19 protein-coding genes are annotated in these 20,947 nt (G+C 52.1%); 9 read left to right on the top strand and 10 right to left on the bottom strand.

Annotation, left to right across the window (positions count from 1 at the left end):
- Nucleotides 1-109: 109 nt before the first annotated feature.
- From rsuA to OLG56_RS07675, 3 genes are all read left to right on the top strand, one after another.
- The gene (rsuA, locus tag OLG56_RS07665) at nucleotides 110-805 is read left to right on the top strand and encodes a 16S rRNA pseudouridine(516) synthase RsuA (protein ID WP_001234836.1); all 696 of its coding nucleotides are present in this window, start codon (nucleotides 110-112) and stop codon (nucleotides 803-805) included.
- 27 nt (nucleotides 806-832) lie between these two features.
- Nucleotides 833-2,023 carry a Bcr/CflA family multidrug efflux MFS transporter gene (locus OLG56_RS07670; RefSeq protein ID WP_000213344.1) on the top strand — a complete coding sequence of 397 codons (1,191 nt, stop codon included), beginning with the start codon at nucleotides 833-835 and terminating at the stop codon, nucleotides 2,021-2,023.
- 390 nt (nucleotides 2,024-2,413) lie between these two features.
- Nucleotides 2,414-2,758: a YejG family protein gene (locus OLG56_RS07675; protein WP_001094639.1), complete on the top strand. Its 345-nt coding sequence runs from the start codon at nucleotides 2,414-2,416 to the stop codon at nucleotides 2,756-2,758.
- Between the two features lie 3 nt (nucleotides 2,759-2,761).
- Here the strand turns inward: OLG56_RS07675 and yejF are convergent, their stop codons facing one another.
- The 9 genes from yejF to yeiP form a co-directional block, all read right to left on the bottom strand.
- Nucleotides 2,762-4,351: a microcin C ABC transporter ATP-binding protein YejF gene (yejF, locus tag OLG56_RS07680; protein WP_000203619.1), complete on the bottom strand. Its 1,590-nt coding sequence runs from the start codon at nucleotides 4,349-4,351 to the stop codon at nucleotides 2,762-2,764.
- Between the two features lies 1 nt (nucleotide 4,352).
- Nucleotides 4,353-5,378 (bottom strand): ABC transporter permease, encoded by a 1,026-nt coding sequence (locus OLG56_RS07685; protein ID WP_001137748.1) that lies wholly within the window; start codon nucleotides 5,376-5,378, stop codon nucleotides 4,353-4,355.
- The gene (locus OLG56_RS07690) at nucleotides 5,378-6,472 is read right to left on the bottom strand and encodes a microcin C ABC transporter permease YejB (RefSeq protein WP_000501623.1); all 1,095 of its coding nucleotides are present in this window, start codon (nucleotides 6,470-6,472) and stop codon (nucleotides 5,378-5,380) included. The genes OLG56_RS07685 and OLG56_RS07690 overlap by 1 nt, the downstream gene beginning before the upstream one ends.
- A gap of 9 nt (nucleotides 6,473-6,481) precedes the next feature.
- A complete protein-coding gene (locus OLG56_RS07695) occupies nucleotides 6,482-8,287 on the bottom strand; it encodes an extracellular solute-binding protein (protein WP_000561742.1) in 1,806 nt (601 codons plus the stop codon).
- A gap of 106 nt (nucleotides 8,288-8,393) precedes the next feature.
- On the bottom strand, nucleotides 8,394-9,950 hold the full coding sequence (locus OLG56_RS07700; RefSeq protein ID WP_000957762.1) for a cyclic di-GMP phosphodiesterase: 1,557 nt from the start codon (nucleotides 9,948-9,950) through the stop codon (nucleotides 8,394-8,396).
- Nucleotides 9,951-10,275: 325 nt separating this feature from the next.
- Nucleotides 10,276-10,848 carry a bifunctional murein DD-endopeptidase/murein LD-carboxypeptidase gene (gene mepS, locus OLG56_RS07705; RefSeq protein WP_000241015.1) on the bottom strand — a complete coding sequence of 191 codons (573 nt, stop codon included), beginning with the start codon at nucleotides 10,846-10,848 and terminating at the stop codon, nucleotides 10,276-10,278.
- A gap of 413 nt (nucleotides 10,849-11,261) precedes the next feature.
- Nucleotides 11,262-11,981 (bottom strand): phosphatase PAP2 family protein, encoded by a 720-nt coding sequence (locus OLG56_RS07710; RefSeq protein WP_000178091.1) that lies wholly within the window; start codon nucleotides 11,979-11,981, stop codon nucleotides 11,262-11,264.
- A gap of 29 nt (nucleotides 11,982-12,010) precedes the next feature.
- On the bottom strand, nucleotides 12,011-12,997 hold the full coding sequence (locus OLG56_RS07715; protein WP_023136829.1) for a CobW family GTP-binding protein: 987 nt from the start codon (nucleotides 12,995-12,997) through the stop codon (nucleotides 12,011-12,013).
- Between the two features lie 211 nt (nucleotides 12,998-13,208).
- Nucleotides 13,209-13,781 carry an elongation factor P-like protein YeiP gene (gene yeiP, locus OLG56_RS07720; protein WP_001136822.1) on the bottom strand — a complete coding sequence of 191 codons (573 nt, stop codon included), beginning with the start codon at nucleotides 13,779-13,781 and terminating at the stop codon, nucleotides 13,209-13,211.
- 324 nt (nucleotides 13,782-14,105) lie between these two features.
- Here yeiP and OLG56_RS07725 point away from each other — a divergent pair, with 324 nt between their 5' ends.
- The 3 genes from OLG56_RS07725 (at nucleotide 14,106) to OLG56_RS07735 (ending at nucleotide 15,537) form a co-directional block, all read left to right on the top strand.
- Nucleotides 14,106-14,360 (top strand): YkgJ family cysteine cluster protein, encoded by a 255-nt coding sequence (locus OLG56_RS07725; RefSeq protein WP_001528509.1) that lies wholly within the window; start codon nucleotides 14,106-14,108, stop codon nucleotides 14,358-14,360.
- 387 nt (nucleotides 14,361-14,747) lie between these two features.
- A complete protein-coding gene (locus OLG56_RS07730) occupies nucleotides 14,748-14,870 on the top strand; it encodes a membrane protein (RefSeq protein ID WP_001519564.1) in 123 nt (40 codons plus the stop codon).
- A gap of 1 nt (nucleotide 14,871) precedes the next feature.
- Complete coding sequence (locus OLG56_RS07735; RefSeq protein WP_061377517.1) at nucleotides 14,872-15,537, top strand: GNVR domain-containing protein; 666 nt, start codon at nucleotides 14,872-14,874, stop codon at nucleotides 15,535-15,537.
- A 64-nt stretch (nucleotides 15,538-15,601) separates the two neighbouring features.
- Here OLG56_RS07735 and setB read toward each other — a convergent pair whose 3' ends face one another.
- Nucleotides 15,602-16,783, bottom strand: coding sequence for a sugar efflux transporter SetB (gene setB, locus OLG56_RS07740; RefSeq protein WP_000551934.1), 1,182 nt, complete (start codon nucleotides 16,781-16,783; stop codon nucleotides 15,602-15,604).
- A 368-nt stretch (nucleotides 16,784-17,151) separates the two neighbouring features.
- Here setB and fruB point away from each other — a divergent pair, with 368 nt between their 5' ends.
- From fruB to fruA, 3 genes are read left to right on the top strand one after another with little or no spacing between them, the layout of a single operon-like run.
- Nucleotides 17,152-18,282 (top strand): fused PTS fructose transporter subunit IIA/HPr protein, encoded by a 1,131-nt coding sequence (gene fruB / locus OLG56_RS07745; RefSeq protein ID WP_000487287.1) that lies wholly within the window; start codon nucleotides 17,152-17,154, stop codon nucleotides 18,280-18,282.
- Nucleotides 18,282-19,220 carry a 1-phosphofructokinase gene (gene fruK, locus OLG56_RS07750; protein WP_000091249.1) on the top strand — a complete coding sequence of 313 codons (939 nt, stop codon included), beginning with the start codon at nucleotides 18,282-18,284 and terminating at the stop codon, nucleotides 19,218-19,220. The genes fruB and fruK overlap by 1 nt, the downstream gene beginning before the upstream one ends.
- A gap of 16 nt (nucleotides 19,221-19,236) precedes the next feature.
- A complete protein-coding gene (gene fruA / locus OLG56_RS07755) occupies nucleotides 19,237-20,919 on the top strand; it encodes a PTS fructose transporter subunit IIBC (protein ID WP_001634697.1) in 1,683 nt (560 codons plus the stop codon).
- Nucleotides 20,920-20,947: the final 28 nt, after the last annotated feature.

Raw genomic sequence — 20,947 nt, forward strand, 5'->3', positions numbered from 1 at the left:
ATCATTTCCCTTGAGGGATATAGTTAGCCCGCTATACTGAGCGGATAGCAATTCCCTTTTTTCGGGTAGAATGCCCGATTTCCGTATTATTACAGGCTAAATCACACACATGCGACTTGATAAATTTATCGCTCAGCAGCTTGGCGTCAGCCGCGCTATTGCCGGGCGTGAAATTCGTGGTAACCGCGTTACCGTCGATGGCGACATCATTAAAAATGCGGCCTTCAAACTGCTCCCGGAACATGCGGTTGCGTATGACGGCAATCCCTTAGCGCAGCAACACGGGCCACGCTATTTTATGCTTAACAAGCCGCAGGGATACGTTTGTTCAACCGATGATCCCGATCATCCAACGGTGCTGTATTTCCTGGATGAGCCGGTGGCGTATAAGCTGCATGCCGCAGGACGTCTGGATATCGATACTACCGGTCTGGTGTTAATGACAGATGACGGTCAGTGGTCGCACCGTATTACGTCGCCGCGCCATCACTGTGAAAAAACCTATCTGGTGACCCTGGAGTCGCCGGTGGCCGACGATACGGCAGCGCAATTTGCGAAAGGCGTGCAGTTGCATAATGAAAAAGATCTCACTAAACCCGCTACGCTGGAGGTGATAACGCCTGTGCAGGTCCGTCTGACCATCAGCGAAGGCCGTTATCATCAGGTGAAGCGGATGTTTGCCGCAGTAGGCAATCGCGTTGTGGAACTGCACCGCGAACGGATTGGCGCCATTACGCTGGATGAGAATCTGGCTCCCGGCGAGTACCGCCCGTTGACTGAAGAAGAAATCGCCAGCGTCGGCTAACTATCTCGTTAAATTCAGGAGTTCGATGTGACCACCCGGCAGCACTCTTCCTTTGCCATTGTCTTTATTCTTGGCCTGTTGGCCATGTTAATGCCGCTGTCGATTGATATGTATCTTCCAGCGCTGCCGGTGATTTCTGCGCAATTCGGCGTGCCTGCCGGTAGCGCGCAGATGACGCTCAGTACCTATATTCTGGGGTTTGCGCTGGGTCAGCTTATCTATGGACCGATGGCAGATAGCCTCGGGCGTAAGCCGGTCATCCTGGGCGGGACGCTGGTATTTGCCGCTGCGGCGGTCGCCTGTGCGTTGGCGCAGACTATCGATCAACTGATCGTGATGCGTTTCTTTCACGGTTTGGCGGCCGCAGCGGCAAGCGTCGTCATCAATGCGCTGATGCGGGATATTTATCCAAAGGAAGAGTTTTCGCGCATGATGTCATTTGTCATGCTGGTCACTACGATAGCGCCGTTAATGGCGCCCATTGTCGGCGGCTGGGTGTTGGTATGGTTAAGCTGGCACTATATCTTCTGGATACTGGCCATTGCGGCGATTCTGGCGTCAGTCATGATCTTTGCTTTGATTAAAGAGACGCTGCCCATTGAGCGGCGTCAGCCTTTTCATATTCGTACCACAATAGGTAACTTTGCCGCGTTGTTTCGCCACAAACGCGTACTGAGCTATATGCTGGCGAGCGGGTTTAGTTTTGCCGGTATGTTCTCTTTTTTGAGCGCGGGGCCGTTTGTTTATATCGAAATTAATCATGTTCCGCCGCAGGATTTCGGCTACTACTTCGCGTTGAACATCGTATTTCTGTTTGTGATGACGATTATCAACAGCCGTTTTGTCAGACGGGTAGGGGCGCTAAACATGTTTCGGGCCGGGCTATGGATTCAGTTTGCGATGGCGGTGTGGATGGTTTTCAGCGCGCTGATGGGCATTGGATTCTGGGCGCTGGTGGTCGGCGTTGCGGCGTTTGTCGGCTGTGTGTCGATGGTTTCGTCCAATGCGATGGCGGTCATTTTGGATGAGTTTCCGCATATGGCCGGAACGGCGTCTTCGTTGGCGGGCACTTTCCGCTTTGGTATTGGCGCTATCGTCGGCGCGTTGCTGTCGCTGGCTACCTTTACCAGTGCGTGGCCGATGATCTGGTCGATTGCGCTTTGCGCCGCCTGTTCCATTCTGTTTTATCTCTACGCCAGCCGTCCCAAAAAACGGTGACGGGCGCGCTGTCCCTCAATGGCGACTGAGAATGCGCAGGCGGCGTTGGGGGACGCTATCCGCTACACGATGGCAAAGCCAAACGGCTTTCATAGTTGATGCATATCAATTACCAATTCATCATTTTCCTCATTTATGTTTATTTTATGTAAAATCCATTTATGTAAAAAGTCACATCATTGTAGTTAAAAAGGTTGAGTTAGATCGCAGAAACGGGTACATATAGCCCGCCGCTATCTCCGCGTCGGTAAAACTATTTTAACTCCCGCTTGCTGTAGAGCCACTGACGGAGAGAAGGGCGTTAGCAATCTGTTTAAGGACGGGTTGTCAATGATGTGTTAATATAAATGTAATTAAATTGTGAAGTAATTGTGCTTCCGGGGAAAGAAAGTGAATACATTACAGCTCTCAATTGTTCACCGTCTGCCGCAAAACTATCGCTGGTCGGCGGGTTTTGCGGGGTCAAAGGTTGAACCGATTCCGCAAAACGGGCAGAGCACCGAGAATAGTCTGGTGGCGCTTAAACTGTTGAGTCCGGCAGGCGATAGCGCGTGGTCAGTGATGCATAAGCTCAGCCAGGCGCTAAGCGATATTGAAGTTCCTTGCTCCGTGCTGGAGTGCGAAGGGGAACCGTGCCTGTTCGTTAATCGTCAGGATGAGTTTGCCGCCACCTGTCGGCTGAAAAATTTCGGCGTAGCGATAGCGGAACCTTTTTCTAACAATAATCCTTTTTAGGCGTCAGCTTAACGCGAGTAGCTGACGTGTATAGGCCTGTTGCGGTGCGGTAAACACGCGCTCGCATTGCCCCTGTTCAACCACCTCCCCCTGTCGCAGCACGATAACCTGATGGCACAGCGCGCGTACTACATGCAGATCGTGGCTAATGAAGATATAGGCCAGACGGTGCTTTTGCTGGAGCGATTTCAGGAGGGCAAGAATCTGCGCCTGAACGGTTTTATCCAGCGATGAGGTCGGTTCATCCAGAATAATAAGCGAAGGTTTTAAAATCAGTGCCCTGGCGACGGCGATACGTTGACGCTGGCCGCCGGAAAACTCAGCGGGGTAACGATGCCGCGTTTCCGGGTCCAGGCCGACTTCCATCATGACCGCTTTCACCTGCTGTTCGCGCTGCGCGCCTGAAAGCGTAGGCTGGTGGACGCGCAGGCCTTCTTCGATAATTTGCAAGACGTTTAAACGCGGGTTTAGCGATGAGTTCGGGTCCTGGAATACGACCTGGATACGGTGGCGAACAGGTAAAAGCTGGCGGCGGTTTAACGTATCCAGCGATTGACCGTCAAACACGATGCGGCCTTCGGAGCGGATAAGCCGTAACAGCGCCAGACCGGTGGTACTTTTTCCCGATCCTGACTCGCCGACCAGACCCAGCGTTTCGCCTGGATGCAGGGTGAAACTGATATTGTTAACCACCACATTATGATCCACGACGCGCTTCAGAATGCCTTTGCGGATCGGGAAGGCGACGCGCAGCCTGTCCACCTCCAGCAACGGCGTCTGCCCGGCGGGGAGCGGAACCGGATCGCCTGTGGGTTCGCTGTTGAGTAGTTTTTGCGTGTACGGATGGGTCGGCGCGGAGAGCAGCGTGTCGGCGCGTTGGTTCTCTACGCACTTGCCGTGTTGCATTACCGCCACCGAATCCGCCAGTTTTTTTACAATGCTGAGGTTATGGGTGATAAACAGCAATCCCATATTGAGCTCGCGCTGGAGTTCCCGCAGTAGAGATAAAATCTGCGCCTGTACGGAGACGTCGAGGGCGGTGGTCGGCTCATCGGCGATCAGTAATTCCGGCCGTGTTAACAGCGCCATGGCTATCATGACGCGCTGGCGTTCGCCGCCGGAAAGCTGATGCGGATAATCGCGCAGACGCTGGCTCGCCTGGCGGATACCGACCCGATCCAGACAACCGATCATCTCCGCCCTTGCCGCCTCCCGACGCATTCCCCGATGGAGCGACAGCACTTCATAGAGCTGTTTTTCCAGCGTATGCAGCGGGTTAAGTGAAACCATCGGTTCCTGAAAAATCATGGCGATTTTATTGCCGCGTACGCCGCGTAGCGTCTGCTCGCTGGCATGAAGCAATGATTCGCCGTGAAAGCGAATATCGCCGGAGAGGTAGACGGCGGGAGGGGTAGGCAAAAGACGCAGAATGGAAAGCGCCGTCACGCTTTTTCCTGACCCGGACTCGCCGACCAGCGCCAGCGTTTCCCCGGCGTTCACCTGTAACGAAATGGCGTTAACGACAGGGCGCACGTGCTGTTGCTGACGGAAACCTACCGATAAATTTTCAATCGCAAGCAATGGAGATGTCATCTTATACCGCCTTAGCAGGATCAAAGGCGTCGCGTACCGCTTCGCCGATAAAAATCAGCAGCGATAGCAGAATGGCGACAGACAGAAAGGCGGCGATCCCCAGCCAGGGAGCCTGTAAGTTGTTTTTCCCCTGTAAAAGAAGTTCGCCGAGAGAAGGGGAGCCAAGCGGTAGACCAAATCCCAGAAAATCCAGCGACGTCAGGGTGGTGATGGAGCTACATAAAATGAACGGTAAAAATGTCAGGGTAGCGACCATCGCATTAGGCAACATATGGCGCAGGATAATGTCACGATCGCTGACGCCAAGCGCCTGCGCGGCGCGGATATAGTCAAAATTGCGGGTCCGTAAAAACTCGGCGCGCACCACGCCCACCAGACTCATCCAGCCAAACAGTACGGTTATGGCCAGCAGCCACCAGAAGTTAGGCTGCACTACGCTGGAAAGTAAAATAATCAGAAACAGGGTCGGCATCCCCGACCAGACTTCGATGAGACGTTGCCCCCATAAATCGACTTTGCCGCCATAATAGCCCTGTAGCGCGCCCGCCAGTACGCCCATGACGCTGGAGCAAATCGTTAACATCAGGCCGAATAAAATAGAAATGCGGGTGCCGTACAGGATGCGGGCGAAAACGTCGCCGCCATTCGCATCGGTGCCCAGCCAGTTTTTCGCCGAAGGCGGGGAGGGGAAAGGCTGCGTGGTGGCAAAATTAATGGTATTGGCGCCAAAGCGTACGGGGGCCCACAACACCCAGCCCCGATTCTCAAGCTGCCGTTGTAGCCAGGGGTCCTGATAATCTGCCGTTGTCGCCAGCGGGCCGCCGAAATCGCGCTCGCTGTAATTTTTTACCAACGGAAAATACCACTGGCCTTCATAGCGCACCAGCAATGGCTTATCGTTAGCAATCAGTTCCGCGCATAAGCTCAGGCTGAACACGATCAGGAAAATCCATAGTGACCAATAGCCCCGGCGATTATGGCGGAAACGCGCCCAGCGGGCCTGATTGACCGGGCTTAATCGCGGCATTATCGTCCCTCAAAATCAATGCGTGGATCGACCAGCGTATAGCTGATATCGCTCAGGATATTCAGTAATAAGCCAATCAGGGTAAAGATATAAAGCGTGCCGAACATCACCGGATAGTCGCGCGAAACAGTTGCTTCATAACCCAGCAGCCCCAGGCCGTTGAGTGAGAACATGACTTCAATTAGCAGCGAGCCGGTGAAAAACATACTGATAAAAGTGGCGGGAAACCCGGCGATCACCAGCAGCATGGCGTTACGAAAAACATGTTTCCAGAGAATGTTTTTTTCACTCACGCCTTTAGCGCGAGCGGTAACGACATACTGTTTACGCACCTCGTCGAGAAACGAATTTTTCGTCAGCATCGTCAGGGCGGCAAAACCGCCGATGACGGTCGCCAACACAGGCAGCGTAATATGCCACAAATAATCGGTGATTTTTTGGTACCACGGTAATGTGTCAAAGTTGGCGGAGACCAGGCCACGTAGCGGAAAAATATCGTAGTAGCTGCCGCCGGCAAAAAAGACGATTAATAAAATAGCGAACAGAAAGGCGGGGATCGCATAACCAATAATGATAAACGCGCTGCTCCACACATCAAAGCGACTGCCGTTATGGACGGCTTTGCGAATCCCCAGCGGGATAGACACCAGATAAATAATCAGCGTGCTCCATAATCCCAGGGTAATGGAGACGGGAAGGCTGTCTTTGATTAGCGTCAGTACGGATGCGCTGCGAAACAGACTGTCGCCGAAGTCAAAAGAGAGATAGTCCCGTAGCATCTTGAAATAACGCTCATGCAGCGGTTTGTCGAAGCCGTAGCGATGGGTGATCTCCGCGATCACCTCCGGATCGAGTCCCCGGCCGCCGCGATAATGGCTGTCGCTGATATTGCCGACGCCGGTTTGCGCATGACTGGCGCGAACGCCTTCGCCGCTGGCGCCGGGCAACGCGCCGCCCTGACCAAATTCAATCGCGGCAATCGCTTGATCGACAGGGCCGCCGGGAGCGATCTGCACGATAAAAAAGTTAATGGTAATAATGGCCCATAGCGTGGGGATCACCAGTAACAGACGGCGGATAAGATAGGCGCCCATTGATTCTTACTACCTCCTGGCTGCCGGTAGTTTGGCGGCTTTGTTGACATCATACCACCAGGTATCTAACCCGATGGTATATACCGGGCGAATCGCCGGATGGGAGAATTTATCCCACCAGGCGAGCCTGTCTTGCGCCATATACCACATCGGCAGCATGTAATAGTTCCAGGTCAGCACGCGATCCAGCGCCCGTCCCAGCGGCACCAGTTTCGCTTTATCACCCTGCGCTGCGATAATTTGCGCGATCAGTTTATCCACCACCGGGCTTTGTACGCCGGGAGCGTTATAACTGGAGTCAATGTATTCCGACGCCCATGAGATTTGTAGATCGGAGCTGGGCCAGGGCATCGCCCGCCATAGCCTCGGCATCATGTCATAGTCGCGGCTACGCATCCGGTTGGTGAGTTGAGAATTATCAACCTGACGGATAGTCATCGTAATGCCCAGACGCTGAAGATTATGCTGGAAGGGCAGAACCCACTGGCTATTACTGCTGGCAGGAAGGAGAAGTTCAAACGTCAGAGGCTTACCGGTGACGCTATTGACCCGTTGCTGTCCGTTGATCACCCATCCGGCCTGCGTCAACAAGGCGTCAGCTTTAAGAAGATTTTCGCGATCGTAGCCGTCGCCGTTAGAGACCGGCGGCTGATAGATCTGAGTGAAGACTTCAGGAGGAAGATCTTTTTTCATCGGCGCGAGTAATACCAGCTCATCGGCGTCAGGATAATTTCTGGCGGCGTACTCGGTATTCTGGAAGTAACTGTTGGTTCGGCTCCAGGCATTATAGAACAGCGCTTTATTCATCCACTCAAAATCGAAAGCCAGGGTGACAGCTTCACGTACCCGCCGGTCTTTAAATACCGGGCGCTGAATATTAAAGGCCAGCCAGCGTGTGTCCTGCGCCGACTCGTTTTTCTGCTCTTCTTTAATGATGTAATGATTATCGAAATTTTTACCGATGTAGCGCGTTGCCCAGTTTTTAGCGTCGTTTTCCAGCCGTAGATCAAATGCGCCCGCTTTAAACGCCTCGAAAGCGACATTGTCATCAAGGTAGTAATCGTAGCGGATAGTGTCGAGGTTAAAACGTCCACGATTGACCGGCAGATTAGCCGCCCAGTAGTTTTTGACGCGTGAATAGACAATGTACTGGCCCATTTTCCACTGAGTAATCCGGTATGGCCCGCTGGCTAAGGGCGGCGTTGAAAGCGGATCGCTGAGTTTGTGATTTTTCCAGAATTTTTCGGGCATGATCGGTAGTGAAAACAGACTAAGCATGTCTTCTTTACCAGGCTTCGCCAGCTCAATTCGCACGGTTAAAGGCGCAATCGCCTTCACGGTAGTACCTTTATAGACCAGACGGAACTGCGGTACGCCTTCGGTCATAAACTTATGAAAGGTAAAGGCCACATCGCGGGCGGTAATGGGCGTGCCATCGTGAAAACGAGCACGGGGATTAATCGAGATTTCCACCCAGGAATAGTCGGCGGCATAGCGGGCATGGTCGGCAATCAGCGGATAATAGCTTCCGGGTTCATCATCCGAGGTGGTAAAAAGCGTATCGTAAAGGGCTTCGGTACGTACGCCGGGATTGCCGCGCAGCGAATAGCGATTGAAATTATCGAACGTACCAATGGCGGAAAGCGTCATCTGACCGCCTTTCGGCGCAGCAGGATTCACATAATCAAAGTGATCAAAGTTAAAAGCATACTTAGGTTCGCCGAGTACGGCGAAAGCGTAGCTTTCTTTGATTTCCTGGGCCTGGGCGCCAGCGCTAACCAGTGCGACAAGCAGAAGCATTACGCGCGCAATCATCTGAAGGCGGTTTCCTTATCGTATTGCCCGCTGCAAACCGGCAGGCGTTTCGCTGAATAATAAGTGACGTTGCGTCTGATGTGAATCCGTTAAAACCGTAAGGGGACTACCATTCAGGCACGGAAGGCGCCGACATCCACAGCACGAAATCTTTTAGGGGTAAAGGACGGCTAATCCAGTACCCCTGCAAGTAATTAACCCCATGATCGCGTAGCCAACGGGCCTGCTCCGGCGTTTCAACGCCCTCGGCCACCGTCAGCATATTCAGGCGTCTGGAAAGCGTCAGCACGGTATCCAGAACCGGAGACGTGACGGTTTCCGTGCCGATCGCCTGGATAAAGCCGCGATCGATTTTCAGATAATCTAAAGTAAATCGCTCCAGATAAATCAGGGCGCTATGGCCTGTACCGAAATCATCTATAGCGATTTCAAACCCGGCGGAATGCAGCCATTCGAACAGTTTGGCCGCTTCATACTGCTGGAGCATATCGCGTTCAGTGATTTCCAGCACGATATGAAAATGGTGCGCGGGCAGGGCGTCCCTGAGCCGGTGCATATCCTCTTTAAAACTGTCGCTGTGCAGATGTTCCGGCGCGATGTTAATGCCAAATTTGGCACCGACGGGCATCACCTTCTGTAGCGTGGGCGCGTCGCGGGCGATCAGCTCGAACAGATGCTGCGTTAACGGTACGATAAGTTGCTGCGCTTCGGCATAGTGGATAAAGGCATCCGGCGGAATCTCTCCTGCCGTAGGGTGACGCCAGCGCAGTAAGACTTCAAGCCCGGTGACGTTCAGCGTACGAGTATCGACGACGGGCTGATAAACCACATAAAACTGCTCGTGTTTGATCGCCGTTAAAATCTCTTTGCCCGGTCGCGTCCTGAGGGCATAGATAAAGTAACAGATAAACCCCGCTACGATGCCGCTAATGCAGCCCAGCATCAACGCATACCATAAGTCATTGTAGGTCCAGCTATCGGCATAAAGCTGTATTTTAAGCGGCAGGCCGTTGATAGTTGTCTGTCGTGATGGCGAACCCGGCAGCTCCGCGACGGTCAGCAGACGCGAAGAAAAAGTCGACAGCGCGGTATTGCCGACAATCAGCGCGATGCCGTTAAAATCGTCCTGGCGCGTGGTATAGAGTAAGTAGGGCGTCAGGTTAATATTCAGCGATGTGAATACGCCGCTGTCATTTAATAATGGGTTCCGATACCAAATCACCATTGTCGGTTTGTTGGGCATCATTGGCGTGCCGGGCAGAATCGCCATAGCAACGTCTTTGCGGATATCTATATCCGGTACCAGTTGCTGAAGCGGCATATTCATGGCGCCAGTGGCGGAAGAGCAAAACACTTTTTTATCTTTAATCAATAAGAAGGCGCGGACATTAAGGCTAAAAGCGGCTCTTGAGGTAAGTTCTGCGCCAACCTGCTGACAGGTGTTGATCGTCAACGGCTGAAGAATATCGGTGGTGGCTTTCAGGTCGGCGAAATAGCTGGCCAGGTAATGTTGTACATCAGAAAGGAGCGTATTGTATTTAACATCCCGTTTATGCCACGACAGGAAAAATTGCAGGCTACCAATAAGTAATGCTGCTGCCATCCCCGTAATGATACAGGTAAGCAGGATTTTCCGACCGGAAGAGGAGTCGCGTGTAAGCATAATTCCTGGTGTGACCTGAAAAGGCGGATGCCGGTTAATCTGGTTGATTTATAAGACTATAGCCTGGATTACCCCGGATAGTCATGCTTTTCTGTGATGCGCAGGAAAGCGTATTGTCGCAGTAGGCGTTGGGGGAAACGACCTGAATGCCTGATGGCACTATGTTTATCAGGCCTACGTTCGTGTGTGGTAGGCTGGATAAGAGGCCACACGTCGCTATTCGGCAAAACGGGTTCAGAAGGGATAATAAGCAAAAGCACTGCCGAAGCAGTGCTTTTTATGTCGTCTCATCAGGTAAGCCAAGGGAGGTGCTGCCTGATGAAGATTAACTGCGGCTCAGAACTCGACGTGCTTCATTGTAGCGTTTTTTCCAGTACGGTTCGTTCATACTGGAGATAATGACGCCGCTACTGGTAGACGCATGGACAAACTGGTTATTGCCGATATAAATACCGACATGACGACCAGTGGAACCGGCGCGGAACAGAACCAGATCGCCCGTACGCAGGTTATTGCGTGAAACCGCTTTGCCCATTTCCTGCTGTTCATAGGTTGAACGCGGAAGCTCTAAACCAAACTGTTCACGGAAGGTGCGCTGTACAAAGCTGGAACAGTCGACGCCTTTCTTGGTGCTGCCGCCCAGGCGGTAACGCACGCCTTTCCAGTCAGCATACTGATCCATAATCCGCGACTTAACGTCGAGGTTACGCACCATATTTTCAAATTCATCCTGAGAGGCTTGCAGTGAAGAGCTATCGCTATTGCCCACAGCATGCGTCTCAGAATGCATATTCTTTGCGGTATTGGTGGTTGTGCTACAAGCAGAAAGCAGAACCGCAACTGCAATCGCAGGAATCCCGCGCAAAATATATCTCAAAATCGGTTGAGATTTGACCATGTTGTTTGTTTTCCCTTGAAGTCCTTAACGATAAATATCGTTATAAAAATGCCAAACGTGATGAGACTAATTACCTGCACAGCTTGAGACAATTCTTTGTGCACAAATCTGTGGCGGAACGCACAAATTTATTCGCAATGAGAATAATTATCTGGCGAGGCAAAACGAGTTTGAGATTACCCGATTGTTGCTGTCATTGCGAGCGATTTCGCGTGATTTTTTATAAGAATTTATGATACGAAAAGTGAACTATCAGCACGGGTCAAATTAAGCGCAAATCGTTTAAAAATCGTGCAACCTGTTCATTTTGCAGAGGAATAATATGACCGAAAAATGATGGGCTGGGGGAATATCATCATAAATTACCTTCAACGATGTAAAACTATCGCTGAAGGTAATGTTAATTACATGGGTTATTTGTTTAAAATTTGTTTATTTCCGCCCGGGAGATAATTCTCAAAAAGCGCTATCGCCCGGTCGCTGAGCGGGGTCATCAGCCACCAGGGGAGGCCAATCAAAATAACCGTGAGCGACCCGACCACAATATCGGTGAACCAGTGAGCGCCAATCATAACGCGCGGAAACGCGAAAACCACAAATATAATAAGGGCGATAATCCCCGCCGTTTTGCCGAAATAACGCAGCATAAAGGCGGAAAATATCAGCAGCATCATACCGTGATCGCCTGGGAAACTGTCTTTTGACGCGTCTTTTGTCGGGATGTGCAGCAACTCGCTGACGCGATAAATATGCTCAAAAGAGAGCGTTGGGCTGGCGCGCTTGACGGGGATCAGCGCCTGACCGAGTTGGTTAAGCACCACCGCTGTTAGCAGCATGACCAATCCGATTATCACAATGCGCCGCCGACCCGACGCGTCTTCTTTTAGCCAGAAACTGAGCATCAGTCCGCCCATCGCCAGCAGCGAACACCCATCAAACGCCCGATTATTGGTAATAGCGACCCACCAGAGGAACGCGTGGCTTTCCACCAGTTTCTGGTTAAAGAAGTGGAATATGCCGGAATCAATGGTGAACCAGAAACCGTGATTGACGGGGAGATACCATGACAAAAACAGCGCCAGACCGGCGGCATTAAGCAGAATTATCAAGGAATAGCGGGTTTTCATCGTCATTTCGCCATAGTTTTTAAACGGTGGCAACCTTACGCGTGCGTCGCTAAACGAAGCTTCAACAAGGCCGTCTGTAACGTATTCCAGTCGGTTTCTGTGCTTGAGATAAGTTCAACCCGGCTATCCGGCGGCGCGACACTCTGTGTTTCGATGTGCAGGTCATCGCCCTGGCGATTGATGCGTACCAGCCCCTCTTGTATGCGCATAACGCCTTTCACCCGACCCACCGGCGCCAGACGAGCCCATTCGAGGAGGCCAATGGTGTCAAACACGGTATCGGCATCGAAAATCCAGCCGCAGGCCTGATGACCTTGTCCGCTATTGAGGCTGCGTCGCCAGCGCTGCTGTGCGGGCAGATTTAGCGCGGCGAGTCCTTTTTTACTGGCATGAGTGTGAGAATGCGCGGTGCTGGCTGGCAGTTCCGCCAGATTTTGTCGCGGTAAATCCAGAAGCTTACCGTCTATCTGTCCATGTTCGGCATGAATCAGTTGGCGATCGCCGCCGTACTGTCGCCACCACTGTTGCAGGGCGGCATCGCTCTGCGCCGTGGCGCGATCGGTTTTATTGGCGATGATAATATCGGCTGAGGCGAGCTGATCGCGGAAATTTTCATTGGCGACGCTCTGTTGGTCCAGTAGCAGGCGAGGGTCAAGGATGCAGAGCGTAGCGCGTAAATCAATCCACGGCTCATAAACCGGCGCAGTTAATAAATCCAGAATCTGTTTTGGGTGCCCCAGTCCGGTTGGTTCAATCAGCAACCGGTCAGGTTTGCCCTGGCGTAGCAGCGTGTTGAGCCCCACCTGCATAGGCAATCCGTTGACGCAGCACATGCAGCCGCCGGGGATCTCTTTTAGCAGTGCGCCGCTGTCGGCAAGCAGCGCGCCGTCAATACCCACTTCGCCAAATTCATTGACCAGGACGGCCCACTTTTCAGCCGGATCTTTATGGGCTAATAAATGAAGGATAGAGGTGGTTTTTCCGCTACCGAGAAATCCAGTAATAAGATTGGTTTTGGTCACGTCAGCTCCAGAATATTGATACAACATAACAACTTTAATAATCCTGGCGAATAAACGTGAAAAAGAGAAGCGCTGAGTTGACGAAGTCGTGCTTCTGCCATCTTAAGAGCAGAAAATGTTAAATTTTTAACGTTTCTCTTTCCTGGCGCAGAACAGTCAATAAAGAAAAGGGTCAGGCTGCGCCCCAGGACGCAGCCGAAAAATGCGAAACTTAATCCGCGCGCCCCATATAACGGCGCTCTTCGATATGAATGCGGATTTTCTCACCTGCGCTCAGGTATTCGGGAACCTGAATCACCAGACCGGTGCTTAATGTCGCGGGTTTGTTACGTGCGCTGGCGGACGCTCCTTTAATACCCGGCGCGGTTTCGACGATTTCCAGATCCACGGTCTGCGGAAGCTCTAGCGCCAGCAGTTGGCCGTCCCAGGTCAGAACCTGCATATCCGGCATTCCGCCTTCAGGCATAAACAGCAACTCTTCTTCAATCTGATCTTTGGTGAAGGTATACGGCGTATAGTCTTCTTTATCCATGAACACATATTCGTTGCCATCGACATAAGAAAAGTCAACGCCGCGACGGCTCAGGGTGACGGTATCAACGATATCGTCGCCTTTGAAACGTTCTTCCACTTTCAGACCGGTGCGGACATCAGAAAAACGCATTTTATACAGTGTGGCGGCGCCACGGGCGGTAGGCGACTGAATGTCGATATCTTTCACAATCAGCAATTTGCCGTTGTAGTTCAGTACCATACCTTTTTTGATTTCGTTCGCTCTTGGCATCGAGGAGATCCTGTTGTAGAGATTATCTAAAATATCGCGTAAAACTACTCGCGGCGGGCCGTCCAGGCAAGTGGAATTGTCACTTTTGCTGGTGCAAAAAAGGTGATACTGTTCGCCCGCTTTCCGCCCCGCGTTCAACGAGAATAGGCGATGGCATGTCGCCTGGAGGGGGGAAGTGTGCTGTGTTGTCCCTTCTGTTTCCAGCCTTGTCTTCGGAATGTCTGAGGGCAGGCCTGATCATGATGACGTCCACATTTTAAATCTGGATTTTTCTTTGGACAAATTCTGTTATCTTTCATTTGGTTATAAATAGAGGGGCTGAGCATGGACTGTCGTAGCGGTTGTGGCGCTTGCTGTATTGCGCCTTCAATTTCGTCGCCGATACCCGGAATGCCGAATGGCAAGCCGATGAATACCAGATGCGCGCAGCTTTCGGAAGATAACTTGTGCCTTATCTTTGGCTCGCCTTTACGCCCAAAAGTGTGCTCTGGTTTGCAACCGACAGGGGACATGTGTTTAACGACCCGGGAAGAGGCCATTATTTATTTGCTGGAACTCGAACAGAAAACTTTACCATGAGCTAAGCCGCTTTTGATAAATGCGTAGGGGCTTATGTTATATCCCGAAATAGTCTGCAAAAGCTGCGCCTCAAATTACCTCCTTTTACCATTAAATAGCGTAATACATGATTACCTTATTTCGTGGCTTCTGAAGCGGTAGATGCCGCCGCCCAACCCCGTTGGTGCCTGAATGTGTACCGAACAAACCGTCACATAAAACAAAAACGATCAATTTTATTTATATGATAGCTTTTATCTATTAAAAAGAGGAATTTTGATCGATTTTAATTATTTATAACGATCGATATCATGAATTTGATAGTTTATATCTATCATTGATGTATTTACCGATCGATATAACCAGTGTGAATGTGTTGTTATTTTCCTTTAAAATACTCGAATTCTTATGTGTGGGTTTTATCTTATGAAGAAATATACGTTCGCAGCCAGGGCGTTTATTTTTACGCTGGTGTTGCTTTTTGTTATTTCAGTATTCGGGTTGACTATTAGCGTTTTAAAAGGGATGTGAAATGCGGGGAGAAAATAGTGAAATTGATTTAGTCGACGTTTCCTTATTCCTTATAAGAAAATGGCTAAGTATCATGATCGCTACCTTTATTTTTGTTGCCATTGGCTATGTTTTTGTGAGCGTGCAGCATGATACAAAGGTTGTGAGTATGACAATCAAACCTAATCTGGATACGCCTGCTACCTATGCGTTATGTGGCTATACTAATGATATTCAATGTAAAACAACGGTTATCCTTAACCAGCTTAGCCGTTTCTTGCCTGCGGACTATAAAAATAAAATAAGTTTTGACGCGAAAAATCAGCTTGTCCTTTTTAAGGCGCAGGGGGGGGAAGAAAGCGTCAATAATATTATTTCCACCCTGAAAAATAGTGTCGATAAAATGGCAGCATGGTATATCGATGATGGTGACATTAAACGTTATGGCGTGCATAAAAATATGTTAAAAACGGAAACATATGCAAAGCTATCATTGTTGTCGGAGGCGGTTAAAAATAATGCTAACATTGAAGTGATAGATGTTGCTGTAACACCAAAATATAAGATGCGGCTGGTGTTGGTCCTTTGCGGGCTGATGGGCGTAATTTTCTCAATAACCGGTCTTTTATGTAAGAGGGCGCTTACAGAATATCTTATTGAGAAAAAGACAATGAATGACCGCGCATGAACATTGCGCAGAGATAAACTCTGCGCTGAAATGTGTCGAAGAGTAAAAGTATCAGGCTTGCAAGTTAAACATCTTTAATACGCGCCAGGCAGAACATGGTGGCGACAATCATAACTAACGCAAACCAGAAGACCGCATGATAATTCCAGATTTCTGCAGCGATTCCCGCCAGCGAACCGGCAATGATCCAGCCGACGCGAATGGTATTGGTATACAGCGTGGTGGCTGAACCCGCCTGGCCTGGCATCAGATCCTGAAAATAGAGCATGCCAATCCCGCCAAGAATGCCGATGTAAATCGCGTTCAGCAACTGCAAGCCGAGCAACGTCGCCGGTGCGTGCGCCAGCAACATACCCGCATAAAAGCACAGTCCGGCGACAACGGCGATGCACATTAACAGGCGTTTTCCCAACCGTTTGGCGAAGTAACCTGCAATCAGCATTGTGGGAATCTCCAGCCCGGCGGCGGTGCCCATCATCACGCCTGCAAGTTTTTCCGGAAGATGCAGCTCATTGATGATAAACAGCGGCATATTAATGATATACAGGCTGTTAGTTCCCCACATTAACGTACAGATGACAAACAGCAACAGCGTATCGCGGCGATTACGACGCGGTGCTTCCAGCGTGCCGGTTGCCAGCGGCGCATCTTTGCGCATTGACGGTAAAAAGAACCACACCATGACGCCGCAGACGATAAAAGCTACCGCCGCGCTCAAATACATCACCGTAAAGCTAAAACCCATCGCCAGCGCATAGGCCAGCGGCGGCCCAATGACCCAGGCCAATGAGACCTGGGCGCGGAGGATTGAGCTGAACATCACCGCTTCACGACCTGTACGATCGGCATGTTCACGGGCCAGCGCAAACATCTGCGGGTTGGCGGTAGAGCCGAAGCTACTGAGAAAGACGCCGATGAACAGCAAAATAAAGTAGTTGCGGTTCCAGGCAAACAACACGCAGGCCAACATGCCCAGCACGCAACAGAAAACGATCAGTTTTTTGCGATCGCCTTTTTTATCTGAGCGACCCGCCAGAAACTGGCTCACGATAATGCCGATAACCGCGCTGCCGGTAAAAAAGAATCCCACCATGCCGGGACGGGCGTGAACCTCATCCGTCAGAAAAATACTGAGCGTCGGCGTCTGTAACGCACCGGCAATACCGGTGAGAAAAGCGACGATCAAAAAGGCGGTAGACGTCAGGTCAAATGATTTAGGCGCAGCGGCGGCGGGACTGTTGTGCATGTTTCTATATCAGTGGTGTGAAGAGAGGCGGAGTTTACGCTGCCCGTCAGAAAATAAACAGGCGTCTGAATCAAAATCGACACGAAAAATCAAAATAGCATTCCAATTTGTTACCAGGGTGTGCTGACGCAAGCTGAAAGAAAAAAGCTGAAGCCTTTTATGCGTCAGCTATTGAGGGTCTGTTGGAGAAAAAATGTGCTTCACCTCAAAAAATTGCTACAAAACCGGTAACTTTTCTTGCGTGCTGAAGCAGAAAGATCCAGACTTCTTGAAACGTTTCAGCGCGATCTGGTTTTTTTGATAACTCAGATTGGCGCTTTTTTTCTCATAGTGGCTGAATCGTTTCAATTCAGCAGGAGAGGAGACACATGTTCCAGTTATCGGTTCAGGACATTCATCCGGGCGAGCAGGCCGGAAATAAAGAAGAGGCCATTCGGCAAATCGCCGCCGCGTTAGCGCAGGCGGGGAATGTGGCGGGCGGCTATGTTGACGGTATGCTGGCGCGCGAACAGCAAACCTCGACCTTTCTTGGCAATGGTATTGCGATTCCCCATGGCACAACAGACACGCGCGATCAGGTGCTGAAAACCGGCGTCCAGGTCTTTCAATTCCCGCAGGGCGTTACCTGGGGAGAAGGCCAGGTCGCCTATGTGGCGATTGGTATTGCCGCCAGTTCGGACGAACACCTCGGCCTGCTGCGTCAGTTGACGCATGTGCTGAGCGATGACTCCGTGGCTGAACAGCTGAAATCCGCGACAACGGCGGAAGAGCTGCGCGCATTGCTGATGGGCGAGAAGCAAAGTGAACAATTAAAACTTGATAACGAGACGATGACGCTGGATGTCATCGCCAGCTCGCTGGTCACATTGCAGGCGCTAAATGCGGCGCGTCTGAAAGAGGCGGGAGCGGTTGATGCGGCATTCGTCGCAAAAACGATTAACGACAGTCCGATGAATCTGGGACAAGGTATCTGGCTGAACGACAGCGCGGAAGGCAATTTGCGCAGCGCTGTTGCGGTAAGCCGTGCGACTCAGGCGTTTGACGTAGAGGGTGAAAAAGCAGCCTTATTAGTCACTGTCGCGATGAACGACGAGCAGCCGATTGCCGTGCTAAAACGCCTCGGCGACCTGTTGCTGAACAATAAAGCCGATCGTCTGCTGAGCGCCGACGCCGCGACGCTGCTGGCGTTGCTGACCAGTGATGATGCGCTGACGGATGACGTACTGAGCGCGGAATTTGTAGTGCGTAATGAGCATGGTCTCCATGCCCGTCCGGGCACCATGCTGGTGAATACGATTAAACAATTTAACAGTGAAATTACCGTGACAAACCTTGATGGAACCGGCAAACCGGCAAACGGACGTAGTCTGATGAAAGTGGTGGCATTAGGCGTGAAGAAAGGCCATCGTCTGCGCTTTACCGCGCAGGGTGAAGATGCTGAACAGGCGCTGAAAGCGATTGGCGATGCGATCGCCGCCGGTCTCGGGGAGGGCGCATAATGAGCAGGCGTGTTGCCACCATTACCCTTAATCCGGCTTACGATCTGGTTGGGTTTTGCCCTGAAATCGAACGCGGCGAAGTGAACCTGGTGAAAACCACGGGTCTGCACGCGGCGGGCAAAGGCATTAACGTTGCCAAGGTGCTGAAAGACTTAGGCATCGACGTCACCGTCGGCGGTTTTCTCGGTAAAGATAACCAGGACGGTTTTCAGCAATTGTTCAGCGAACTGGGCATCGCTAACCGCTTTCAGGTGGTTCAGGGCCGGACCCGCATCAACGTGAAGCTGACGGAAAAAGATGGCGAAGTGACCGACTTCAACTTTTCCGGCTTTGACGTGACCCCCGCAGACTGGGAACGCTTTGTTAACGACTCCCTGAGCTGGCTGGGTCAGTTCGATATGGTCTGCGTCAGCGGTAGCTTACCGGCTGGCGTGAGTCCGGAAGCGTTCACCGACTGGATGACGCGTCTGCGCAGCCAGTGTCCATGCATTATCTTTGATAGTAGCCGTGAAGCGTTAGTCGCCGGTCTTAAAGCTGCGCCGTGGCTGGTGAAACCGAATCGCCGCGAACTGGAAATTTGGGCGGGTCGTAAGCTCCCGGAAATGAAAGATGTGATTGATGCGGCGCACGCGTTACGCGAACAGGGTATCGCCCATGTGGTGATTTCGCTGGGGGCGGAAGGCGCGCTGTGGGTTAACGCCTCAGGAGAATGGATCGCTAAACCACCGGCAGTTGACGTGGTAAGTACCGTCGGCGCAGGCGATTCCATGGTTGGCGGATTGATTTACGGCCTGCTGATGCGCGAGTCCAGCGAACATACGCTGCGTCTGGCGACGGCGGTTGCCGCGCTGGCGGTCAGCCAGAGCAATGTGGGTATTACCGATCGTCCTCAGTTGGCCGCAATGATGGCGCGTGTCGACTTACAACCGTTTAACTGACAGCAGGAGAGGCATAATGAAAACGCTGCTGATAATTGACGCTAATCTCGGCCAGGCTCGCGCTTACATGGCGAAAACCCTGCTTGGAGCGGCGGCGCATAAAGCAAATCTGGAAATTATCGACAATCCGAATGATGCTGAACTGGCGATCGTGCTGGGCGAATCTCTGCCGAACGACAATGCTCTGAACGGCAAAAAGGTTTGGCTGGGGGATATTGGTCGCGCCGTCGCGCATCCGGAACTGTTTCTGAGTGAAGCCAAAAGCCATGCGACCCCTTACAGCGCTGCGGCTGCTCCTGCGGCGAGCGGCGGTCCGAAACGCGTGGTCGCGGTAACGGCCTGCCCGACCGGCGTCGCTCATACTTTTATGGCGGCTGAAGCCATTGAAACAGAAGCGAAAAAACGCGGCTGGTGGGTAAAAGTCGAAACGCGCGGCTCCGTGGGGGCCGGCAATGCCATCACCCCGGAAGAGGTGGCGGAAGCGGATTTAGTGATTGTGGCGGCGGATATCGAAGTGGATCTGGCGAAGTTTGCCGGTCTCCCGATGTACCGCACGTCGACCGGCCTGGCGCTGAAAAAGACGGCGCAGGAGCTGGATAAAGCCGTAGCGGAAGCGACGCCGTATCAACCGGCGGGTAAGGCATCGCAAGCGGCGACCGAAGGGAAGAAAGAGAGCGCTGGCGCATACCGGCATCTGTTGACGGGCGTTTCTTACATGCTGCCTATGGTGGTTGCCGGGGGACTGTGTATTGCGCTTTCCTTCGCCTTTGGTATTGAAGCCTTTAAGGTGCCGGACACGTTGGCGGCGGCGCTGATGCAGATTGGCGGCGGTTCGGCGTTTGCGCTGATGGTGCCGGTACTGGCGGGCTATATCGCTTTCTCCATCGCGGATCGCCCAGGCCTTACGCCAGGTCTGATTGGCGGTATGCTGGCGGTTAGCACCGGTTCCGGTTTTATCGGCGGGATCATTGCTGGCTTCCTTGCCGGGTATATGGCGAAGCTTATCAGTACCAAACTGAAACTTCCGCAAAGTATGGAAGCGCTGAAGCCAATCCTGATCATCCCGTTAATTTCCAGTCTGGTGGTGGGGCTGGCGATGATTTACCTGATCGGTAAACCGGTTGCCGGGATTCTGGAAGGGCTCACCCACTGGCTGCAAACCATGGGGACGGCAAACGCGGTGCTGTTGGGCGCGATTCTCGGCGGGATGATGTGTACCGACATGGGCGGCCCGGTGAACAAAGCGGCGTATGCGTTTGGCGTTGGTCTGCTGAGTACGCAAACTTACGCGCCGATGGCGGCGATCATGGCCGCAGGTATGGTACCGCCGTTAGCGCTGGGTCTGGCGACGATGGTGGCGCGTCGTAAGTTTGACAAAGCGCAGCAGGAAGGCGGTAAAGCGGCGTTGGTGCTGGGGCTGTGCTTTATCACTGAAGGTGCTATTCCGTTTGCGGCGCGCGACCCGATGCGTGTACTGCCGTGCTGTATCGTTGGCGGCGCGTTGACCGGGGCTATTTCTATGGCGGTAGGCGCAAAATTGATGGCGCCGCATGGCGGTCTGTTTGTTCTGCTTATCCCAGGCGCAATTACGCCGGTATTGGGATACCTGCTGGCAATTGTGGCCGGTACGCTGGTGGCAGGGCTGGCTTATGCCGTCCTGAAACGTCCGGAGACGGAAGTCGCGGCAAAAGCGGCGTAAGAGAAACACGCTAAAAAAGGCAGAGCGC

Source organism: Salmonella sp. 2018103 (assembly GCF_026247685.1).
GTDB lineage: Bacteria > Pseudomonadota > Gammaproteobacteria > Enterobacterales > Enterobacteriaceae > Salmonella > Salmonella enterica.

Coding starts and splice junctions, on each gene's coding strand:
- rsuA (WP_001234836.1), top strand. CDS start 110: ATGCGACTTGATAAATTTATCGCTCAGCAGCTTGGCGTCAGCCGCGCT.
- yejF (WP_000203619.1), bottom strand. CDS start 4,351: ATGACATCTCCATTGCTTGCGATTGAAAATTTATCGGTAGGTTTCCGT.
- OLG56_RS07685 (WP_001137748.1), bottom strand. CDS start 5,378: ATGCCGCGATTAAGCCCGGTCAATCAGGCCCGCTGGGCGCGTTTCCGC.
- OLG56_RS07690 (WP_000501623.1), bottom strand. CDS start 6,472: ATGGGCGCCTATCTTATCCGCCGTCTGTTACTGGTGATCCCCACGCTA.
- OLG56_RS07695 (WP_000561742.1), bottom strand. CDS start 8,287: ATGATTGCGCGCGTAATGCTTCTGCTTGTCGCACTGGTTAGCGCTGGC.
- OLG56_RS07700 (WP_000957762.1), bottom strand. CDS start 9,950: ATGCTTACACGCGACTCCTCTTCCGGTCGGAAAATCCTGCTTACCTGT.
- mepS (WP_000241015.1), bottom strand. CDS start 10,848: ATGGTCAAATCTCAACCGATTTTGAGATATATTTTGCGCGGGATTCCT.
- OLG56_RS07710 (WP_000178091.1), bottom strand. CDS start 11,981: ATGACGATGAAAACCCGCTATTCCTTGATAATTCTGCTTAATGCCGCC.
- yeiP (WP_001136822.1), bottom strand. CDS start 13,781: ATGCCAAGAGCGAACGAAATCAAAAAAGGTATGGTACTGAACTACAAC.
- OLG56_RS07725 (WP_001528509.1), top strand. CDS start 14,106: ATGGACTGTCGTAGCGGTTGTGGCGCTTGCTGTATTGCGCCTTCAATT.
- OLG56_RS07730 (WP_001519564.1), top strand. CDS start 14,748: ATGTGTGGGTTTTATCTTATGAAGAAATATACGTTCGCAGCCAGGGCG.
- OLG56_RS07735 (WP_061377517.1), top strand. CDS start 14,872: ATGCGGGGAGAAAATAGTGAAATTGATTTAGTCGACGTTTCCTTATTC.
- setB (WP_000551934.1), bottom strand. CDS start 16,783: ATGCACAACAGTCCCGCCGCCGCTGCGCCTAAATCATTTGACCTGACG.
- fruB (WP_000487287.1), top strand. CDS start 17,152: ATGTTCCAGTTATCGGTTCAGGACATTCATCCGGGCGAGCAGGCCGGA.
- fruK (WP_000091249.1), top strand. CDS start 18,282: ATGAGCAGGCGTGTTGCCACCATTACCCTTAATCCGGCTTACGATCTG.
- fruA (WP_001634697.1), top strand. CDS start 19,237: ATGAAAACGCTGCTGATAATTGACGCTAATCTCGGCCAGGCTCGCGCT.